Raw genomic sequence first — 15,184 nt, forward strand, 5'->3', positions numbered from 1 at the left:
CTGTTTCCCCATGACTGACGCCCAGCCCCTGCAATTCCAACGCGCCGCCACGCCCGCCGACAGTGCCGAGGATCTCGCCCGCGCGGATCTCTACGGCCTGCTCGCGACGCTGTTCTTCCACGCGCCGGACGCCGACTTGCTGCAACGCATTGCGGCGGCGCCGCTGGAGCCACCTGGCGAGAGCGATACGGCCCCGGCCGATGCGGAAGCCGCCGCCAGCAGCGCGCTCACGCAGGCTTGGCGCCGCCTGGTCGCACGCGCGGGCCAGACCACCGCCACGCAGGCCGACGACGAATACACCGAGCTGTTCATTGGCGTCGGTAAGCCGGAGGTGTTCCTGTATGGCTCGTACTACCAGGCCGGTTTCCTCAACGAGAAGCCGCTGGTGGTGCTGCGTGATGACCTTCGCCGCTACGGTCTGGAACGCGCGGAAGGCATCACCGAAACCGAAGACCACCTCGCCACCCTGTGCGAGGTCATGCGCTACCTGATTGCCGGCGACGACGCGGCCATCGCGCACGTGGAAGAGCAACGTGCCTTCTTCCAACGTCATCTGGCGTCGTGGGTCGACACCGCTTGCGATGCTGTGTTGCAGCATCCGCGCGCCGGCTTTTATGCCGACGCAGCGGGTTTGGCCAAAGCCTTTTTTGAAGTCGAACGGCTCGCGCTCGAATTGGCGTGACTGCACACCAGATACTTGCCTAAGAAATCAGCACGCCGCCAAGAGCGAGGCCCCGCCCGCGTCATGGCGGGGTGGGTCAATTTGTGCTGATTGCGAAAAATCATCGACAAATCGTCAGAAAACTCAGCCGGTGAGGGGTATCAGGCATGGTTTTCCCCGGCAGTTGCTTCTAAAATATGTCGGATAATTCCTATTAGATTCGATCATCGGTTTAACAAAGCCGGGGAGCATCGATATGCCAGGTCCGAACACTGCCCCTCACGCCCGCCTGCAGGCGGATTCCACAGAATCCACTGACAACGCGCCGACACGCCGCCGCTTCCTGATGGGTGCTGCCGTGGCCGCTGCAGCCGCCGGCACCGCCGCGACGGCAAACCATCTGGCGCAAACGCCAATCGCCTCCGCCACGCCGCAGGCCGAACCCGCTGACGACGGCGCGACGGGCTATCGCCTGAGCGAGCACATCCGCAAGTACTACAAGACGACGTGGATCTGAGACGGCCGCACACGCAGCCCTCTTAGTCATTCCACGCATCCAACATCCTCAGGTGACCCCTATGCTTCTGACCCGCAAACCGGCGGTACAGGACACCAAAGCCGCCTCGGCACGCCGTCAGGGCGCCGCGTCGCTCACCGGTAGCCTGGCGCGCAGCCTGGCCGGCGCACTGCCGACCATGGACCGCCGCACCTTCCTCAAGCGCTCCGGCATTGGCGTGGGCGCGGGGCTGGCGGCCATGCAGCTCTCGCTGGTGAAGAAATCGGTGGTGGGCGAGGCCCAGGCCGCCGACGGCAAGGGCGACATCGTCGTGCGCCGCACGGTGTGCTCGCATTGCTCGGTCGGTTGCTCGGTGGATGCCGTGGTACAGAACGGCGTGTGGGTGCGCCAGGAACCGGTGTTCGACTCGCCGATCAATCTGGGTGCGCACTGCGCGAAGGGTGCCGCCCTGCGCGAGCACGGCCACGGTGAATACCGCCTGAAGACGCCAATGAAGCTCGTCGACGGCCGCTACCAGCGCATCAGCTGGGAGCAGGCGCTCAACGAGATCGTCGAGAAGATGAAGACGATCCGCCAGGAAACTGGGCCGGACTCGTTCTTCTTCGTGGGTTCGTCCAAGCACAGCAACGAGCAGGCGTACCTGCTGCGCAAGTGGGTGTCGTTCTTCGGCACCAACAACTGCGACCACCAGGCGCGCATCTGTCATAGCACCACCGTGGCCGGCGTGGCCAACACGTGGGGCTACGGCGCGATGACCAACTCGTACAACGACATGCAGAACGCCAAGTGCGCGTTGTACATCGGCTCGAACGCGGCCGAAGCGCACCCGGTATCGATGCTGCATCTGCTGCATGCCAAGGAAACCGGCTGCAAGGTCATCGTGGTGGACCCGCGCTACACGCGCACGGCGGCCAAGTCCGATGAGTACGTGCGGATCCGCTCGGGCACCGACATCGCGTTCCTGTTTGGCGTGCTGTATCACATCTTCAAGAACGGCTGGGAAGACAAGCAGTACATCCACGACCGCGTCTACGGCATGGACAAGGTGCGCGAGGAAGTGCTCGCCAAGTGGACACCGGACAAGGTGGAAGAGGTGTGCGGCGTGCCCGAGGCACAGGTGCACAAGGTGGCCGAGATGATGGCGATGAACCGCCCGAGCACGCTGGTGTGGTGTATGGGCCAGACGCAGCACACCATCGGCAACGCCATCGTGCGTGCGTCGTGCATCGTGCAACTGGCGCTGGGCAACATCGGCAAGTCGGGTGGTGGTGCCAACATCTTCCGCGGCCACGACAACGTGCAGGGCGCGACCGACGTCGGCCCGACCCCCGATTCACTGCCGGGCTACTACGGTTTGGCAGCCGGTGCGTGGAAGCACTTCGCCAAGGTGTGGGATGTCGACTACGACTGGATCAAGGGCCGCTTCGCCTCGCAGGCGATGATGGAAAAATCCGGCACCACGGTGTCGCGCTGGGCCGATGCGGTGCTGGAGAAGAATGACCTGATCGACCAGGACAACAACGTCCGCGCCGTCTTCTACTGGGGGCACGCGCCCAACTCGCAGACGCGCGGGATGGACATCAAGCGCGCGCTCGACAAGATCGATTTGCTGGTGGTGGTGGACCCATATCCATCCGCCACGGCCGCGATGGCCAACATGCCCGCCGCCGATGGCTCACCGCCGAATCCGAACCGGGCCGTCTACCTGCTCCCGGCAGCCACGCAGTTCGAAACGTCAGGCTCGTGCACGGCGTCCAACCGCTCGCTGCAATGGCGCGAGAAGGTGATCGAGCCGCTGTTCGAATCGCAGCCAGACCACGTCATCATGCAGGCCTTTGCCGATCGGCTCGGCTTCGGCAAGGAGTTGTCGAAGGGTTGCAAGATCACCGAATACAAGCGCGCGGGCATGACTTGGCGCGAGCCGGAGATCGAATCGATCCTGCGTGAGATCAACCGCGGCAACTGGACCATCGGCTACACCGGCCAATCGCCGGAACGCCTGAAAGCCCACATGCGCAACATGCATCTGTTTGATGTGCGCACGCTGCGTTGCAAGGGCGGCAAGGATCCGGAAACCGGCTACGACCTCACCGGCGATTACTTCGGCCTGCCGTGGCCGTGCTATGGCACGCCGGAGTTGAAGCACCCCGGCTCACCCAACCTGTACGACACCAGCAAGCACGTGATGGACGGCGGTGGCAACTTCCGCGCCAACTTTGGCGTGGAGCGCGACGGCGTCAACCTGCTGGCTGAGGATGGCTCGTTCTCGCTGGGCTCTGACCTGACCACCGGCTACCCTGAGTTCGATCACGTCTTCCTCAAGAAACTCGGCTGGTGGGACGACCTGACCGACGCGGAGAAGAAGGCCGCCGAAGGCAAGAACTGGAAGACCGATCTGTCCGGCGGCATCCAGCGCGTGGCGATGAAGCACGGCTGCCATCCGTTCGGCAACGCCAAGGCGCGCGCCATCGTATGGAACTTCCCCGACGGCATTCCGCAGCACCGCGAGCCGCTGTATTCCACGCGGCCCGACATGGTCGCCAAGTACCCGACGCACGACGACAAGAAGGCCTTCTGGCGCCTGCCCACGCTGTACAAGACGGTGCAGCAGCGCAATATCGAGAACAAGGTCTACGAGAAATTCCCGATCATCCTCACCTCCGGCCGCCTGGTGGAGTACGAGGGCGGTGGTGAGGAAACGCGCTCGAACCCGTGGCTGGCCGAGCTGCAGCAGGAGAATTTTGTCGAGATCAACCCGAAGGCCGCGGCTGACCGGGGCATTCGTCATAACGACTTCGTCTGGGTCAAGACGCCGACCGGCGCCCAGATCAAGGTGCGCGCGCTGGTGACGGAACGCGTGGGTGTGGATCACGCCTTCATCCCGTTCCACTTCTCGGGCTGGTGGCAGGGCAAGGACCTGCTCGACTACTACCCGGAAGGTGCCCACCCGATCGTACGCGGCGAGGCCGTCAACACGGCCACCACCTACGGCTACGACGCGGTGACGATGATGCAAGAAACCAAAACGACGGTCTGCCAGATCGAGCGTTTCGCATAACGGGGAGCGATCATGGCACGCATGAAATTCATCTGTGACAGCGAGCGCTGCATCGAATGCAACGCCTGCGCCACGGCCTGCAAGAACGAGAACGAGGTGCCTTGGGGCGTGAACCGGCGCCGCGTGGTCACCATCAACGACGGCATGATCGGCGCGGAAAAATCCATCTCCGTGGCGTGCATGCATTGCTCCGACGCGCCGTGCATGGCGGTTTGCCCGGTCGATTGCTTCTACCGTACCGAAGACGGCGTGGTGCTGCACGACAAGGACGTCTGCATCGGCTGCGGCTACTGCTCGTATGCCTGCCCGTTCGGCGCGCCGCAGTTCCCGAGCCAGGGCACCTTTGGCGTGCGCGGCAAGATGGACAAATGCACGTTCTGCTCGGGCGGCCCGGAGAAGAACGGCAGCGAGGAAGAGTTCGAGAAGTACGGCCGCAATCGCCTGGCCGAAGGCAAGTTGCCGCTGTGCGCGGAGATGTGCTCGACCAAGGCGCTGCTCGGCGGCGACGGCGATGTGATTTCCGACATTCTGCGTAACCGGGTAATGAAGCGCGGGAAGGGCGCGGAGCTATTCGGGTGGGGCACGGCTTACGGCGGTGCCGGCAAGAGCGCCCAGGCCGCGCCTGCTGCACCGGCGCAGGTGGAGCCTGCCAAGCCGGAAACGCCTACCTCCGGAGCGTACTAGCCATGAAAGCGATGCTGATCACGACGGCGCTCGTCGGCCTGGCCACGCTGGTAACCGGCTGCGGAGAGCGCGCGCAGACCGCCTTCGCCTCGCACCGCAAGGACGATGCACCCGCCTACAAGGGCGCGGAAGGCGATCCGTTCATGGCCAAGAACTGGACGCCCGGCGACCGCACGAGCTGGGAGAACCAGATCCGCGCGCGCGGCCAGTACCAAAACGAGTACAACAAGACGCCGTGACGCCATGACACGTACGAGCGGAGGTTCGTCCATGGGCACTTCCTGGAAACACCTTGTGATGGCGGCGCTGCTTGGCGGCGTGGCGACGCTCGCCAGCGCGCAGCAGCCGGCCAGTGCGCCGGCCGCCAATGCACCTGTGAACCCTGCTGTGCAGCCGGTGCAGCCATTCTCCAACATCGTTTCGGAGAACGTGTTCGACCTGCAGAAGCGCGACCTCGCCAAGGAGGCTCAGGACCAGACCACGCGGCGCACCACTCAGCCCGGCAACAACGCCCCCGTCTGGCGCGAGGTGAATTCCGACCAGGCGCACTACGCCAGCATTCCCGGCCTGGAAGCCGGCGTGCTGATTCAGCGCACGGGGCAAAAGTGGCGGTTGTTCCGCAACGGCGTCATCACCGTGTGGGGCGGCTGGCTGGTGGTGTTGGTGCCGCTGATCATTTTGGGTTTCTTTGCGTGGAAGGGGCAGATTCGCCTGAAGGCAACGCCTACCGGCCGCAAGATCGAACGCTTCACCCCTACCGAGCGCTATGTCCACTGGACCATGGCCATCTCGTTCGTCACCCTGGGTGTGTCGGGCATCGCCATGCTGTGGGGTAAGCATTTCCTGCTGCCGATCATGGGTCACCAGTTGTTCGGCTGGCTGACGTATGTGCTGAAGAACTTGCACAACCTGGTCGGGCCGCTCTTCACCGTCAGCATCATCGTGGCGTTCGTGATGTGGGTGCGGGATAACCTGCCGCACCGCAGTGACCTGCAGTGGATGTTGAGCCTGGGCGGCATGTTTGCCGGCGAGCACGGTGCCGAGGTGCCGTCGCATCGCTTCAATGCGGGCGAAAAGCTCTGGTTCTGGGGCGGCCTTGTGGTGCTTGGGCTGGTTCTGTCAGCTTCGGGCTGGGTGCTCGACCGCATCGTTCCGGGCGTCGACTATTACCGCAGCACCATGCAACTGGCCGAGGTCATCCACGCCATCGCGGCGGTGGGCATGATCTGCATGTCGCTGGGCCACATCTATATGGGCACGATCGGGATGGAGGGCGCCTACCGTGCCATGCGCGACGGCTACGTCGACGAGGCCTGGGCCAAGGAGCACCACGAACTCTGGTACGACGACATCAAGGCCGGCAAGATTCCGGCGCAGCGCTCGCAGCCGCCCGCGCCACCAGCGCCGAGCGAGCAGCCCGCCAAAAGCTGACGGCATCGATTCAAGGAAACAACCATGCATGCTTTCACGATGACGCGCACGCTGGGTTTGACGCTGGCTGCCGCCATGCTGTGCCTCGCGAGCGGGCCGGCTGCGGCCAAGCTGCCAGCGCCGACCGAAGAACAGAAGGCCCAGGCCGATCTGGCGAAAGCCAAGGCAGCCTGGGGTGACAAGGTGACCGCATTCCAGACGTGCAAGGCGCAGGATCGGGTCGTGTCGGCTTATCAGGCCGGCGGCAAGGGCGCGCATACGCAGCCGGGCACGCCGTGCGCGGATCCGGGGCCTTTTGTGCCACCGGCGCCGGCCGCTACCGCGCCTGCGGCATCGGCCCCCGTTGCCAAAGGTTGACGCGGTGTCCATGTTGCGAGTTCATCATCCGGCAGTACAATCGTCCGCTCCCCGAGTGAACCCTGACTGGAGGTGACACATGAAGCAACTCGCGATTGGACTCGCCGTGATCGGCCTGATGGCCGGTTGTGCATCGAATACTGCGTCGACGGCCAAGGCGGCTGACTCGGCCATGGGCGCTTCGGCCGTGCTGGCGCCCAAGAGCGGCAGCACTGTGCAGGGCAGCGTGAAGCTGGCGCAGCAAGGCGACAATCGCGTTGCCATGGCCGTGGATATTTCCGGTCTGCCGGCCAACGGCATGTTCGGTTTCCACGTGCACGAGAAGGGCGACTGCTCCTCGGCCGATGGCATGAGCGCAGGCGGCCACTTCAACCCGACCGGCCAGCAGCATGGCGACCCGCGTAGCGGCGCGCACCATGCAGGTGACATCCCAATGCTGCAATCCGATGCCAACGGCAAGGCCGTCGGCTCGATCGTTCTTTCCGGCGTGACGCTGTCGCCCGGCCCGACCAGCCTGGTCGGCCATGCGCTGGTCGTGCATTCCGGCAAGGATGACTACGTAACCCAGCCCACCGGCAATTCCGGCGGGCGCATCGCCTGCGGCGTGATCGTGGCCAACTAAGCCGGTCCGCACTCGGCGCCTGTCTTCGGATGGGCGCCAGCCGCATGCAAATGCGCACGCCTGTCGTGCGCATTTTTATTTGAACGAAGAGATTGATGCCGCAGCGCCCTGAACTGACCAACGCTTCCGTCCCTCTGCTCGACGAGGTTGAAGTGCTCGACGAGCTAGGCCGCGCGCGCGAGGTCTACATTCCCGGCGAACGCCCGCTGACGGTCTACCTGGACAAGCGTGAACTCGTCACGTTGATGACGCTGGGCGGTGCGCCCGAAGCGCTTGTGCTCGGCTACCTGCGCAACCAGCGCCTGGTCAGCAGCGTCGAGGAGATCGCCGCCGTCCAAGTCGACTGGGAAACCGAATCCGCCGCTGTCACCACCCGCGCTGGCATTGCCGACCTGGACGAGAAGACCGCACGCCGCACCGTCACCACCGGTTGCGGACAGGGCACGGTGTTTGGCTCATTGATGGACGAGATCGACGCCATCCACCTGCCGCCCGACGCGCGCATGTCACAAACCACGCTCTACCGCGTGATCGACACCATTCGGCTCCAGCAATCGATCTACAAGCAGGCGGGCTCCGTGCACGGCTGTGCACTGTTCGATGCGCGCGGCGAGTTGCTGATCTTCATTGAAGACGTGGGCCGCCACAACGCTGTGGACGCCATTGCCGGCCGCATGTGGCTCGACGGCATGGAGGGCGGCGACAAGATCTTCTACACCACCGGGCGCCTGACCTCCGAGATGGTCATCAAGGGCGCGCAGATGGGCATTCCGTTCCTGCTGTCGCGCTCGGGCGTCACGCAGATGGGCTACCAGATGGCGCAGCAGGTCAACCTGAGCCTGTTCGCAAGGTGCACTGGCCGGCACTTTCTGCTCTACACCGGCCGTGACCGGTTTATCGCCGAGCCGGAGATGGCCAGCGTGGTCGGGCCGCGCGGCGAGCTGCCGCAGGCAGTGGGGGCAAACCGCTGATCCGGCCGATAAGGCCCAGGCAAGCCTCCGCCTGCCGCGGGGTTTTCCGTCACAGGTTTGGGAGTACAATCCGCGTTCCAAATTGGACCGACGCGCGGACCGACGCGCGGGCCCGGCCGCCGAAGTGACCAAATGGGGACAGTTTTCGCACCGCGAAGCCTGCCCCCATTTGTTCATCCAAGGCATCCCATGAGCATCAAATCCGACAAGTGGATCCGCCGTATGGCCGAGCAGCACGGCATGATCGAGCCGTTCGAGCCCGGTCAGGTGCGCGAGTCCGAAGGGCGCCGCATCGTCTCCTACGGCACGTCGAGCTACGGCTACGACATCCGCTGCGCCGACGAATTCAAGATCTTCACCAACATCAACAGCACCATCGTCGATCCGAAGAACTTCGACGAGAAGTCGTTTGTCGATTTCAAGGGCGATGTGTGCATCATCCCGCCGAACTCGTTCGCGCTGGCCCGCACGATGGAGTACTTCCGCATCCCGCGCACGGTGCTGACCGTGTGTCTGGGCAAGAGCACGTACGCGCGCTGCGGGATCATCGTCAACGTCACGCCGTTCGAGCCCGAGTGGGAGGGCTACGTGACGCTGGAGTTCTCCAACACCACGCCGCTGCCCGCCAAGATCTACGCTGGCGAAGGCTGCGCGCAGGTGCTGTTCTTTGAAAGCGACGAGGAGTGCGAAACCTCGTACAAGGACCGTGGCGGCAAGTACCAAGGCCAACACGGCGTCACGCTACCCAAGACCTAGTTTTTGTAGTCCGTTTCCGCGCGTTTAGGCGTATCCGGAGCGGTGCCTTTAGCTTCATCCATAAGGAACCACGATGAAATTCCGCTTTCCCGTCATCATCATCGACGAGGACTTCCGCTCCGAGAACATCTCCGGGTCGGGCATTCGCGCACTGGCTCAGGCCATCGAGCAGGAAGGGATGGAGGTCACGGGCCTCACCAGCTATGGTGACCTGACCTCGTTCGCGCAGCAATCCAGCCGCGCGTCCACCTTCATCGTCTCGATTGACGACGACGAGTTCATCAACCCGGACAACGACAAGCCGGAACCGGAAGCGGTCGAGAACCTGCGCAGCTTCGTGGCCGAAGTGCGCCGCCGCAACGCCGACATCCCCATCTTCCTGTACGGCGAGACGCGCACCTCGCGCCACCTGCCGAACGACGTGCTGCGCGAGCTGCACGGCTTCATCCACATGTTCGAGGACACGCCCGAGTTCGTGGCCCGACACATCATCCGTGAAGCGCGCAACTATCTGGACTCGCTGCCGCCGCCGTTCTTCAAGGCGCTGATCGACTACGCGCAAGACAGCTCGTATTCGTGGCACTGCCCGGGGCACTCGGGCGGTGTGGCGTTTCTGAAGAGCCCGGTGGGTCAGGTGTTCCACCAGTTCTTTGGCGAGAACATGTTGCGCGCCGACGTCTGCAACGCGGTGGAAGAACTCGGCCAGCTGCTTGACCACACGGGCCCGGTGGCCGCGTCGGAGCGCAACGCCGCGCGCATCTTCGGTTCGGACCACATGTTCTTCGTGACCAACGGCACGTCGACGTCGAACAAGATGGTGTGGCACGCCAACGTGGCGCCCGGCGACATCGTGGTGGTGGACCGCAACTGCCACAAGTCGATCCTGCACGCGATCATGATGACGGGCGCGATTCCCGTGTTCCTGATGCCGACGCGCAACCACTTCGGCATCATCGGCCCGATCCCGAAGAGCGAGTTCGAGCCGGAAACAATCGCCAAGAAGATCGCCGATCACCCGTTCGCCAGCCAGGCCAAGAACAAGAAGCCGCGCATCCTGACCATCACGCAGGGTACGTACGACGGCGTGCTGTACAACGCCGAGATGATCAAGAACATGCTGTCGACCGAAATCGACACGCTGCACTTTGACGAGGCGTGGCTGCCGCACGCGTCGTTCCACCCGTTCTACGAGGACATGCACGCCATCGGCCACGGCCGCGCGCGCAGCAAGGATGCGCTGGTGTTCGCCACGCAGAGCACGCACAAGCTGCTGGCCGGTCTGTCGCAGGCCTCGCAGATCCTCGTGCAGGATTCCGAGACGCGCAAGCTCGATACGTATCGCTTCAACGAGGCGTATCTGATGCACACGTCGACGAGCCCGCAGTACTCGATCATTGCCTCGTGCGACGTGGCCGCGGCGATGATGGAAGCGCCGGGCGGCACCGCACTGGTGGAAGAGAGCATTGCCGAGGCGCTGGATTTCCGCCGCGCGATGCGCAAGGTGGAGCAGGAATACGTGCGCACGAACGGCGCGAATGGTGGAAACAGCGGCCGCGGCGACGACTGGTGGTTCAAGGTCTGGGGCCCGAACGACCTGTCGGACGAAGGCATCGAAGAGCGCGAAGCGTGGATGCTCAAGGCCAACGAGCGCTGGCATGGTTTCGGCAACCTGGCCGAAGACTTCAACCTGCTCGACCCGATCAAGGCCACCATCATCACCCCGGGCCTGGACGTGGACGGCAAGTTCAGCGACTCGGGCATCCCGGCGGCCATCGTCACGCGCTACCTGGCCGAGCACGGCATCATCGTCGAGAAGACCGGGCTGTATTCGTTCTTCATCATGTTCACCATCGGCATCACCAAGGGCCGCTGGAACTCGCTGGTGACCGAGCTGCAGCAGTTCAAGGACGACTACGACAACAACCAGCCGCTGTGGCGCGTGTTGCCGGAGTTCGTGCGCCAGTTCCCGCAGTACGAGCGCATCGGCCTGCGCGAGCTGTGCGACAGCATCCACAGCGTCTACCAGGCCAACGACGTGGCCCGCGTGACGACCGAGATGTACCTGTCGAACATGGAAGTGGCGATGAAGCCGTCGGACGCCTGGGCCAAGATGGCGCACCGCGAGACCGAGCGCGTGGCCATCGACGACCTGGAAGGCCGCATCACCGCCATCCTGCTGACGCCGTATCCGCCGGGCATTCCGCTGCTGATTCCGGGCGAGCGCTTCAACAAGACGATCGTGCAGTACCTGCAGTTCGCGCGTGAGTTCAACAAGCTGTTCCCGGGCTTCGAGACGGACATCCACGGGCTGGTGGAAGAGGAAATCGACGGCAAGGTGGGGTATTTCGTCGACTGCGTGCGATAAGTTCTAGCCGCACAAAGCAAAACGCCGCGCTGATTACAGCGCGGCGTTTTTGTTTGAAGCGTGCGGCGAGTTATTCAGCCAATGCAGCGCGTGCAAACGCGATGGCTTGCTTCACCTGCTCCGGCGCCGTCCCGCCAATGTGGTTGCGCGAAGCGACCGAGCCTTCCAGTGTCAGCACGGCGTGCACGTCGTCGCTGATCAGGTCGGACTTGTCGCCCAGGCCGCAGATGTCGCGCAGTTGCGCAACCGACAGGTCGGCCAGATCGCAGCGCAGGTCGTCGCAGGCGCGCACCGCATGGGCCACGGCTTCGTGTGCATCACGGAAGGGCAGGCCGCGCTTGACCAGGTAGTCGGCCAGGTCGGTGGCGGTGGCGTAGCCCTGCAGTGCGGCGGCCCGCATTGCGTCGGCCTTGACGGTGATGCCCGTCGCCATGTCGGCAAAGATGCGCAGCGTGTCGACCACGGTATCCACGGTGTCGAACAGCGGTTCCTTGTCTTCCTGGTTGTCTTTGTTGTAGGCCAGCGGCTGGCCCTTCATCAGCGTGAGCAGGCTGATCAGGTGGCCGTTGACGCGGCCGGTCTTGCCGCGCGCCAGTTCGGGCACGTCGGGGTTCTTCTTCTGCGGCATGATCGAGCTGCCGGTGCAGAAGCGGTCCGCAATATCGATAAAGCCCACGCGCGGGCTCATCCACAGCACCAGCTCTTCAGAGAAGCGCGAGATGTGCGTCATGACGAGTGCGGCGGCGGCGCAGAATTCGATGGCGAAGTCGCGGTCGGATACGGCATCCAGCGAGTTGCGGCACACGCCGTCAAAGCCGAGTTGCTGCGCGACGAATTCGCGGTCGATCGGGTAGCTCGTGCCGGCCAGCGCGGCAGCGCCCAGCGGCAGGCGGTTGACGCGCTTGCGGGCGTCGAGCATGCGCTCGGTGTCGCGCGTGAACATCTCGACATAGGCCAGCAGGTGGTGGCCGAACACGACCGGTTGCGCGACCTGCAGGTGCGTGAAGCCCGGGACGATGGTGTTGGTGTGCTGCTCGGCCAGGTCCAGCAGCGCGCCGCGCAGGGCCTTGAGCAGACCGACGATGTTGTCGATCTCGCTGCGCAGCCACAGGCGGATGTCGGTGGCAACCTGATCGTTGCGCGAGCGGCCGGTGTGCAGACGCTTGCCGGCGTCGCCCGCCATGGCGGTCAGGCGCGCTTCGATGTTCAGGTGCACGTCTTCCAGGTCCAGCTTCCACTCGAACGTGCCGGCTTCGATCTCCTGGCGGATCTGCGCCATGCCTTTTTCGATGGCGGCGCGGTCGGCTTCGGCGATGATGCCCTGCTTGGCGAGCATGGCCGCGTGCGCGAGCGAGCCCTGGATGTCGAACAGCGCGAGGCGCTTGTCGAAGAACACCGACGCGGTATAGCGCTTGACGAGATCGGACACTGGCTCGTTAAAGCGGGCGGACCACGCTTCGGCCTTCTTGGCGAGTTGGGAGGTCATGTGCGGACAGCTGGAGGAGGGCGGCCGGCGAAGGGTGCCAGCCGCAAATTCAGGAAACCGCAATTATATCGTCCGCCGGGGCCTTCGGCCCGTGGCTACAAGGTGCTGTCGATCAGCGCGCCCTTGAAGACCACTGGCCCGGTCGGCCCATCCGGGTTGGGCGAGCCACCGCGCGGCTCCACGCTGATGGCCAGCGCGGGCACTTGCCTGAGCGGTTGCGCCACGGTCAGCCGCACGGCGCGCTGGTGTCCGATCAACCCAAGTGACTGCGGATGCCCACCCGGGGGCAGCGCCCAGAGTTGCAGCGTTTGCTCGGTGGTGAGTGGCGTCGCGTCCAGCCGCTTGAGCGACAGCGTGCCGGTGCGCGCATCCCAGGTGACGAGCACAGCGGCCTGCGCCTGCGCGTCCTGCAGCACGGCCACCGCGTTGGCGATGGGCGCCTCGCGCAACTGCTGCGACAGTCGGAGGTTCAACCCGACCGCCACCGCCGCAATCACCGCTGCGACTGCCGTAGCGCCGCGCCAGAAGCCCGTGCCTTGCCACAGCTTTTGCCAGAACGTTTTCTGCGGCGGTGCCGGTTCGCGCCAACCGAGCTGCACTTCCACCCGGCAGAGGATTTCTGGCAGCGGCGCCGTGGCGGGCTGAAGCGCTGGCAGGTCGGCGAGGTAGCGCTCCCAACGCTCAGCGGTTGCGCGGATGTCGTCATGGTGGCGGATCCATTGCTCGAAGCGGCGGCGTGCGCCCGCGCGCAATGTGCCGACGGCGTATTCAGCGGCCAGCTTGTCGACGAGATCGGGATGGCGGCGCGGGTCCATCACGGCGCTCCCAGGCATTCGCGCAGGCGGTCCAGGCCGCGCCGCATCCAGGATTTGACGGTGCCCAGCGGCAGTGAAAGCGCTTGCGCCAACTCGCTGTGCGACAGGTCGCGCAGATAGGCGAGCGATACGACTTCCCGCTGCTTGGGGTCCAGGCGCTTAAGGCATTCGGCCAGCGCGCGGGCCTGCTGGCCGGCGAGCGCAAGGTCGGCCGGGCCGGGGGCGTGGTCGGCCAGCACCTCGGCGTGCATCTCGTCCAGCGGCACGGATTCCTGCGCGCGTTCCGCATGTTGCCGGCGCAGGCAATCGAGTGCGCGGTTGCGCACGATGGTGGTCATCCACGTCATGGGGGCGGCCAGATGCGGGCGGTAATCGCCAGCGTGGCGCCAGATGTTGACGAAGCTTTCTTGCAAGACGTCCTCGGCCCAATCTTTCCTGACCAAGATACGCAGCGCGAGGCCAAACAGTTTCGGCGCGCAGCGCGTGTAGAGCGCGCGCAGGGCGTCGCGCTCGCCCAGGCCGATGCGTTGCAGGAGCGCGGCCAACTCTTCCGCATCGGTGCTTGGCGGGCGGCCTGCTGCGGCCGTCTGCGGCGGATCGGCGTCTTGCCCTGCATGGTCTGCGGCGGTGCGCTGGAAGGTGAGCACGGAGGCGGTTTTGTGGAGGGGCCTGCCCAAAGTGTAGGAAGAAACCTCGGCCGCCGTGGGAATTCACGTGGGCGGCGCTGCGGTTTGCATCCAGTTTGGTGTGCGCTTCGTATAAGCGGTCAGGCGCTGGACAAACGCCGGCGATCCGCACTTGGGCAGTACGCGGGTCGTGCTTCTTCCCCACATGCAAGGAGACCGACGATGGATACGACCAAAGAGATGGATCTGTTCGATGGTGACAGCCCGCGCATCGACGTGCGCCGCCGCGTGCTGCTGCGCGCGCCAGGGCTGATGGCGCTGGGCTCGCTGGCGGCGATGTCGCTGGGGCAGTCGATGCCGGCCTGGGCACAGACCCAATCGGGCAGCGTGAAAGACGACATCAACATCCTGAACGTGGCGCTCGGGCTGGAGTACCAGGCCATCGCCGCGTATCAGGTGGGGGCGGAAAGTGGCCTGCTGCAGAAGCCGGTGCTGGCCACGGCCGTGAAGTTCCAGGGCCATCACAAGGCGCATGCGGGGGTGCTGGCCGGTACGGTGTCCAAGCTGGGCGGCACACCGGTCATGGAAAAGAAGGTGGCGGAATACAACTTTCCGGTCAGCCAGTTGAAGAACCAGGCCGATGTGCTGCGTTTTGCCGCCGGGCTGGAGAAGGGTGCTACTTCGGCCTACCTGGGTGTGATGCCCAATTTCTACACGAAGGATCTGATCAAGGCTGCCGGCAGCATCCTCGGAGACGAAGCCATGCATTGGGCGGTGCTGCTCTCGGTGCTGGGCGAAGACCCGGTGCCAGTTGCATTTATCGCCTGAACGTCAC

At 64.6% G+C, this 15,184-nt stretch carries 15 protein-coding genes; 12 read left to right on the plus strand and 3 right to left on the minus strand.

The window, feature by feature from the left end; all coding sequences use genetic code 11:
• Positions 1-10: 10 nt before the first annotated feature.
• The 11 genes from PI87_RS07320 (at position 11) to PI87_RS07370 (ending at position 11,422) form a co-directional block, all read left to right on the plus strand.
• Positions 11-682 (plus strand): TorD/DmsD family molecular chaperone, encoded by a 672-nt coding sequence (locus PI87_RS07320; RefSeq protein WP_039597049.1) that lies wholly within the window; start codon positions 11-13, stop codon positions 680-682.
• Between the two features lie 235 nt (positions 683-917).
• On the plus strand, positions 918-1,178 hold the full coding sequence (locus tag PI87_RS07325) for a ubiquinol-cytochrome c reductase iron-sulfur subunit N-terminal domain-containing protein (RefSeq protein WP_039597050.1): 261 nt from the start codon (positions 918-920) through the stop codon (positions 1,176-1,178).
• Between the two features lie 61 nt (positions 1,179-1,239).
• Positions 1,240-4,236, plus strand: a complete 2,997-nt coding sequence (locus PI87_RS07330) for a molybdopterin-dependent oxidoreductase (protein ID WP_039597051.1) — start codon at positions 1,240-1,242, stop codon at positions 4,234-4,236.
• Between the two features lie 12 nt (positions 4,237-4,248).
• Positions 4,249-4,920, plus strand: coding sequence for a formate dehydrogenase FDH3 subunit beta (gene fdh3B, locus PI87_RS07335; RefSeq protein ID WP_039597052.1), 672 nt, complete (start codon positions 4,249-4,251; stop codon positions 4,918-4,920).
• Between the two features lie 2 nt (positions 4,921-4,922).
• On the plus strand, positions 4,923-5,159 hold the full coding sequence (locus PI87_RS07340; RefSeq protein WP_039597053.1) for a hypothetical protein: 237 nt from the start codon (positions 4,923-4,925) through the stop codon (positions 5,157-5,159).
• A gap of 31 nt (positions 5,160-5,190) precedes the next feature.
• Complete coding sequence (locus tag PI87_RS07345; RefSeq protein ID WP_039597054.1) at positions 5,191-6,351, plus strand: formate dehydrogenase subunit gamma; 1,161 nt, start codon at positions 5,191-5,193, stop codon at positions 6,349-6,351.
• Positions 6,352-6,375: 24 nt separating this feature from the next.
• The gene (locus tag PI87_RS07350; protein WP_039597055.1) at positions 6,376-6,708 is read left to right on the plus strand and encodes a hypothetical protein; all 333 of its coding nucleotides are present in this window, start codon (positions 6,376-6,378) and stop codon (positions 6,706-6,708) included.
• A gap of 79 nt (positions 6,709-6,787) precedes the next feature.
• Positions 6,788-7,330, plus strand: a complete 543-nt coding sequence (locus tag PI87_RS07355; protein ID WP_039597056.1) for a superoxide dismutase family protein — start codon at positions 6,788-6,790, stop codon at positions 7,328-7,330.
• A gap of 95 nt (positions 7,331-7,425) precedes the next feature.
• Positions 7,426-8,301 carry a formate dehydrogenase accessory sulfurtransferase FdhD gene (locus PI87_RS07360; RefSeq protein WP_039597057.1) on the plus strand — a complete coding sequence of 292 codons (876 nt, stop codon included), beginning with the start codon at positions 7,426-7,428 and terminating at the stop codon, positions 8,299-8,301.
• A 189-nt stretch (positions 8,302-8,490) separates the two neighbouring features.
• Positions 8,491-9,057, plus strand: a complete 567-nt coding sequence (dcd, locus tag PI87_RS07365) for a dCTP deaminase (RefSeq protein WP_012762552.1) — start codon at positions 8,491-8,493, stop codon at positions 9,055-9,057.
• 73 nt (positions 9,058-9,130) lie between these two features.
• A complete protein-coding gene (locus tag PI87_RS07370; RefSeq protein WP_039597058.1) occupies positions 9,131-11,422 on the plus strand; it encodes an arginine/lysine/ornithine decarboxylase in 2,292 nt (763 codons plus the stop codon).
• Between the two features lie 70 nt (positions 11,423-11,492).
• On the opposite strand, the gene argH is transcribed toward PI87_RS07370, so the two are convergent.
• The 3 genes from argH to PI87_RS07385 all read right to left on the minus strand — a co-directional run bounded on the left by argH (position 11,493) and on the right by PI87_RS07385 (position 14,370).
• Positions 11,493-12,908 (minus strand): argininosuccinate lyase, encoded by a 1,416-nt coding sequence (gene argH / locus PI87_RS07375; RefSeq protein ID WP_039597059.1) that lies wholly within the window; start codon positions 12,906-12,908, stop codon positions 11,493-11,495.
• Positions 12,909-13,003: 95 nt separating this feature from the next.
• Positions 13,004-13,723 carry an anti-sigma factor gene (locus PI87_RS07380; RefSeq protein WP_039597060.1) on the minus strand — a complete coding sequence of 240 codons (720 nt, stop codon included), beginning with the start codon at positions 13,721-13,723 and terminating at the stop codon, positions 13,004-13,006.
• Entirely contained in the window at positions 13,723-14,370 is a 648-nt protein-coding gene (locus tag PI87_RS07385; RefSeq protein ID WP_039597062.1) for an RNA polymerase sigma factor, read from the minus strand. The genes PI87_RS07380 and PI87_RS07385 overlap by 1 nt, the downstream gene beginning before the upstream one ends.
• A gap of 201 nt (positions 14,371-14,571) precedes the next feature.
• On the opposite strand from PI87_RS07385, the gene PI87_RS07390 reads away from it, so the two are divergent.
• On the plus strand, positions 14,572-15,177 hold the full coding sequence (locus tag PI87_RS07390; RefSeq protein WP_039597063.1) for a ferritin-like domain-containing protein: 606 nt from the start codon (positions 14,572-14,574) through the stop codon (positions 15,175-15,177).
• Positions 15,178-15,184 lie beyond the last annotated feature (7 nt).

The sequence above is a fragment of the Ralstonia sp. A12 genome, assembly GCF_000801955.1.
Classification (GTDB): domain Bacteria; phylum Pseudomonadota; class Gammaproteobacteria; order Burkholderiales; family Burkholderiaceae; genus Ralstonia.

Excerpts from the sequence above, each read along its gene's own strand:
- PI87_RS07350 (WP_039597055.1), top strand. The coding sequence starts at position 6,376 with ATGCATGCTTTCACGATGACGCGCACGCTGGGTTTGACGCTGGCTGCC.
- PI87_RS07325 (WP_039597050.1), top strand. The coding sequence starts at position 918 with ATGCCAGGTCCGAACACTGCCCCTCACGCCCGCCTGCAGGCGGATTCC.
- PI87_RS07370 (WP_039597058.1), top strand. The coding sequence starts at position 9,131 with ATGAAATTCCGCTTTCCCGTCATCATCATCGACGAGGACTTCCGCTCC.
- PI87_RS07380 (WP_039597060.1), bottom strand. The coding sequence starts at position 13,723 with ATGGACCCGCGCCGCCATCCCGATCTCGTCGACAAGCTGGCCGCTGAA.
- argH (WP_039597059.1), bottom strand. The coding sequence starts at position 12,908 with ATGACCTCCCAACTCGCCAAGAAGGCCGAAGCGTGGTCCGCCCGCTTT.
- PI87_RS07360 (WP_039597057.1), top strand. The coding sequence starts at position 7,426 with ATGCCGCAGCGCCCTGAACTGACCAACGCTTCCGTCCCTCTGCTCGAC.
- dcd (WP_012762552.1), top strand. The coding sequence starts at position 8,491 with ATGAGCATCAAATCCGACAAGTGGATCCGCCGTATGGCCGAGCAGCAC.
- PI87_RS07345 (WP_039597054.1), top strand. The coding sequence starts at position 5,191 with ATGGGCACTTCCTGGAAACACCTTGTGATGGCGGCGCTGCTTGGCGGC.
- PI87_RS07320 (WP_039597049.1), top strand. The coding sequence starts at position 11 with ATGACTGACGCCCAGCCCCTGCAATTCCAACGCGCCGCCACGCCCGCC.
- PI87_RS07340 (WP_039597053.1), top strand. The coding sequence starts at position 4,923 with ATGAAAGCGATGCTGATCACGACGGCGCTCGTCGGCCTGGCCACGCTG.
- PI87_RS07390 (WP_039597063.1), top strand. The coding sequence starts at position 14,572 with ATGGATACGACCAAAGAGATGGATCTGTTCGATGGTGACAGCCCGCGC.
- PI87_RS07355 (WP_039597056.1), top strand. The coding sequence starts at position 6,788 with ATGAAGCAACTCGCGATTGGACTCGCCGTGATCGGCCTGATGGCCGGT.
- PI87_RS07330 (WP_039597051.1), top strand. The coding sequence starts at position 1,240 with ATGCTTCTGACCCGCAAACCGGCGGTACAGGACACCAAAGCCGCCTCG.
- fdh3B (WP_039597052.1), top strand. The coding sequence starts at position 4,249 with ATGGCACGCATGAAATTCATCTGTGACAGCGAGCGCTGCATCGAATGC.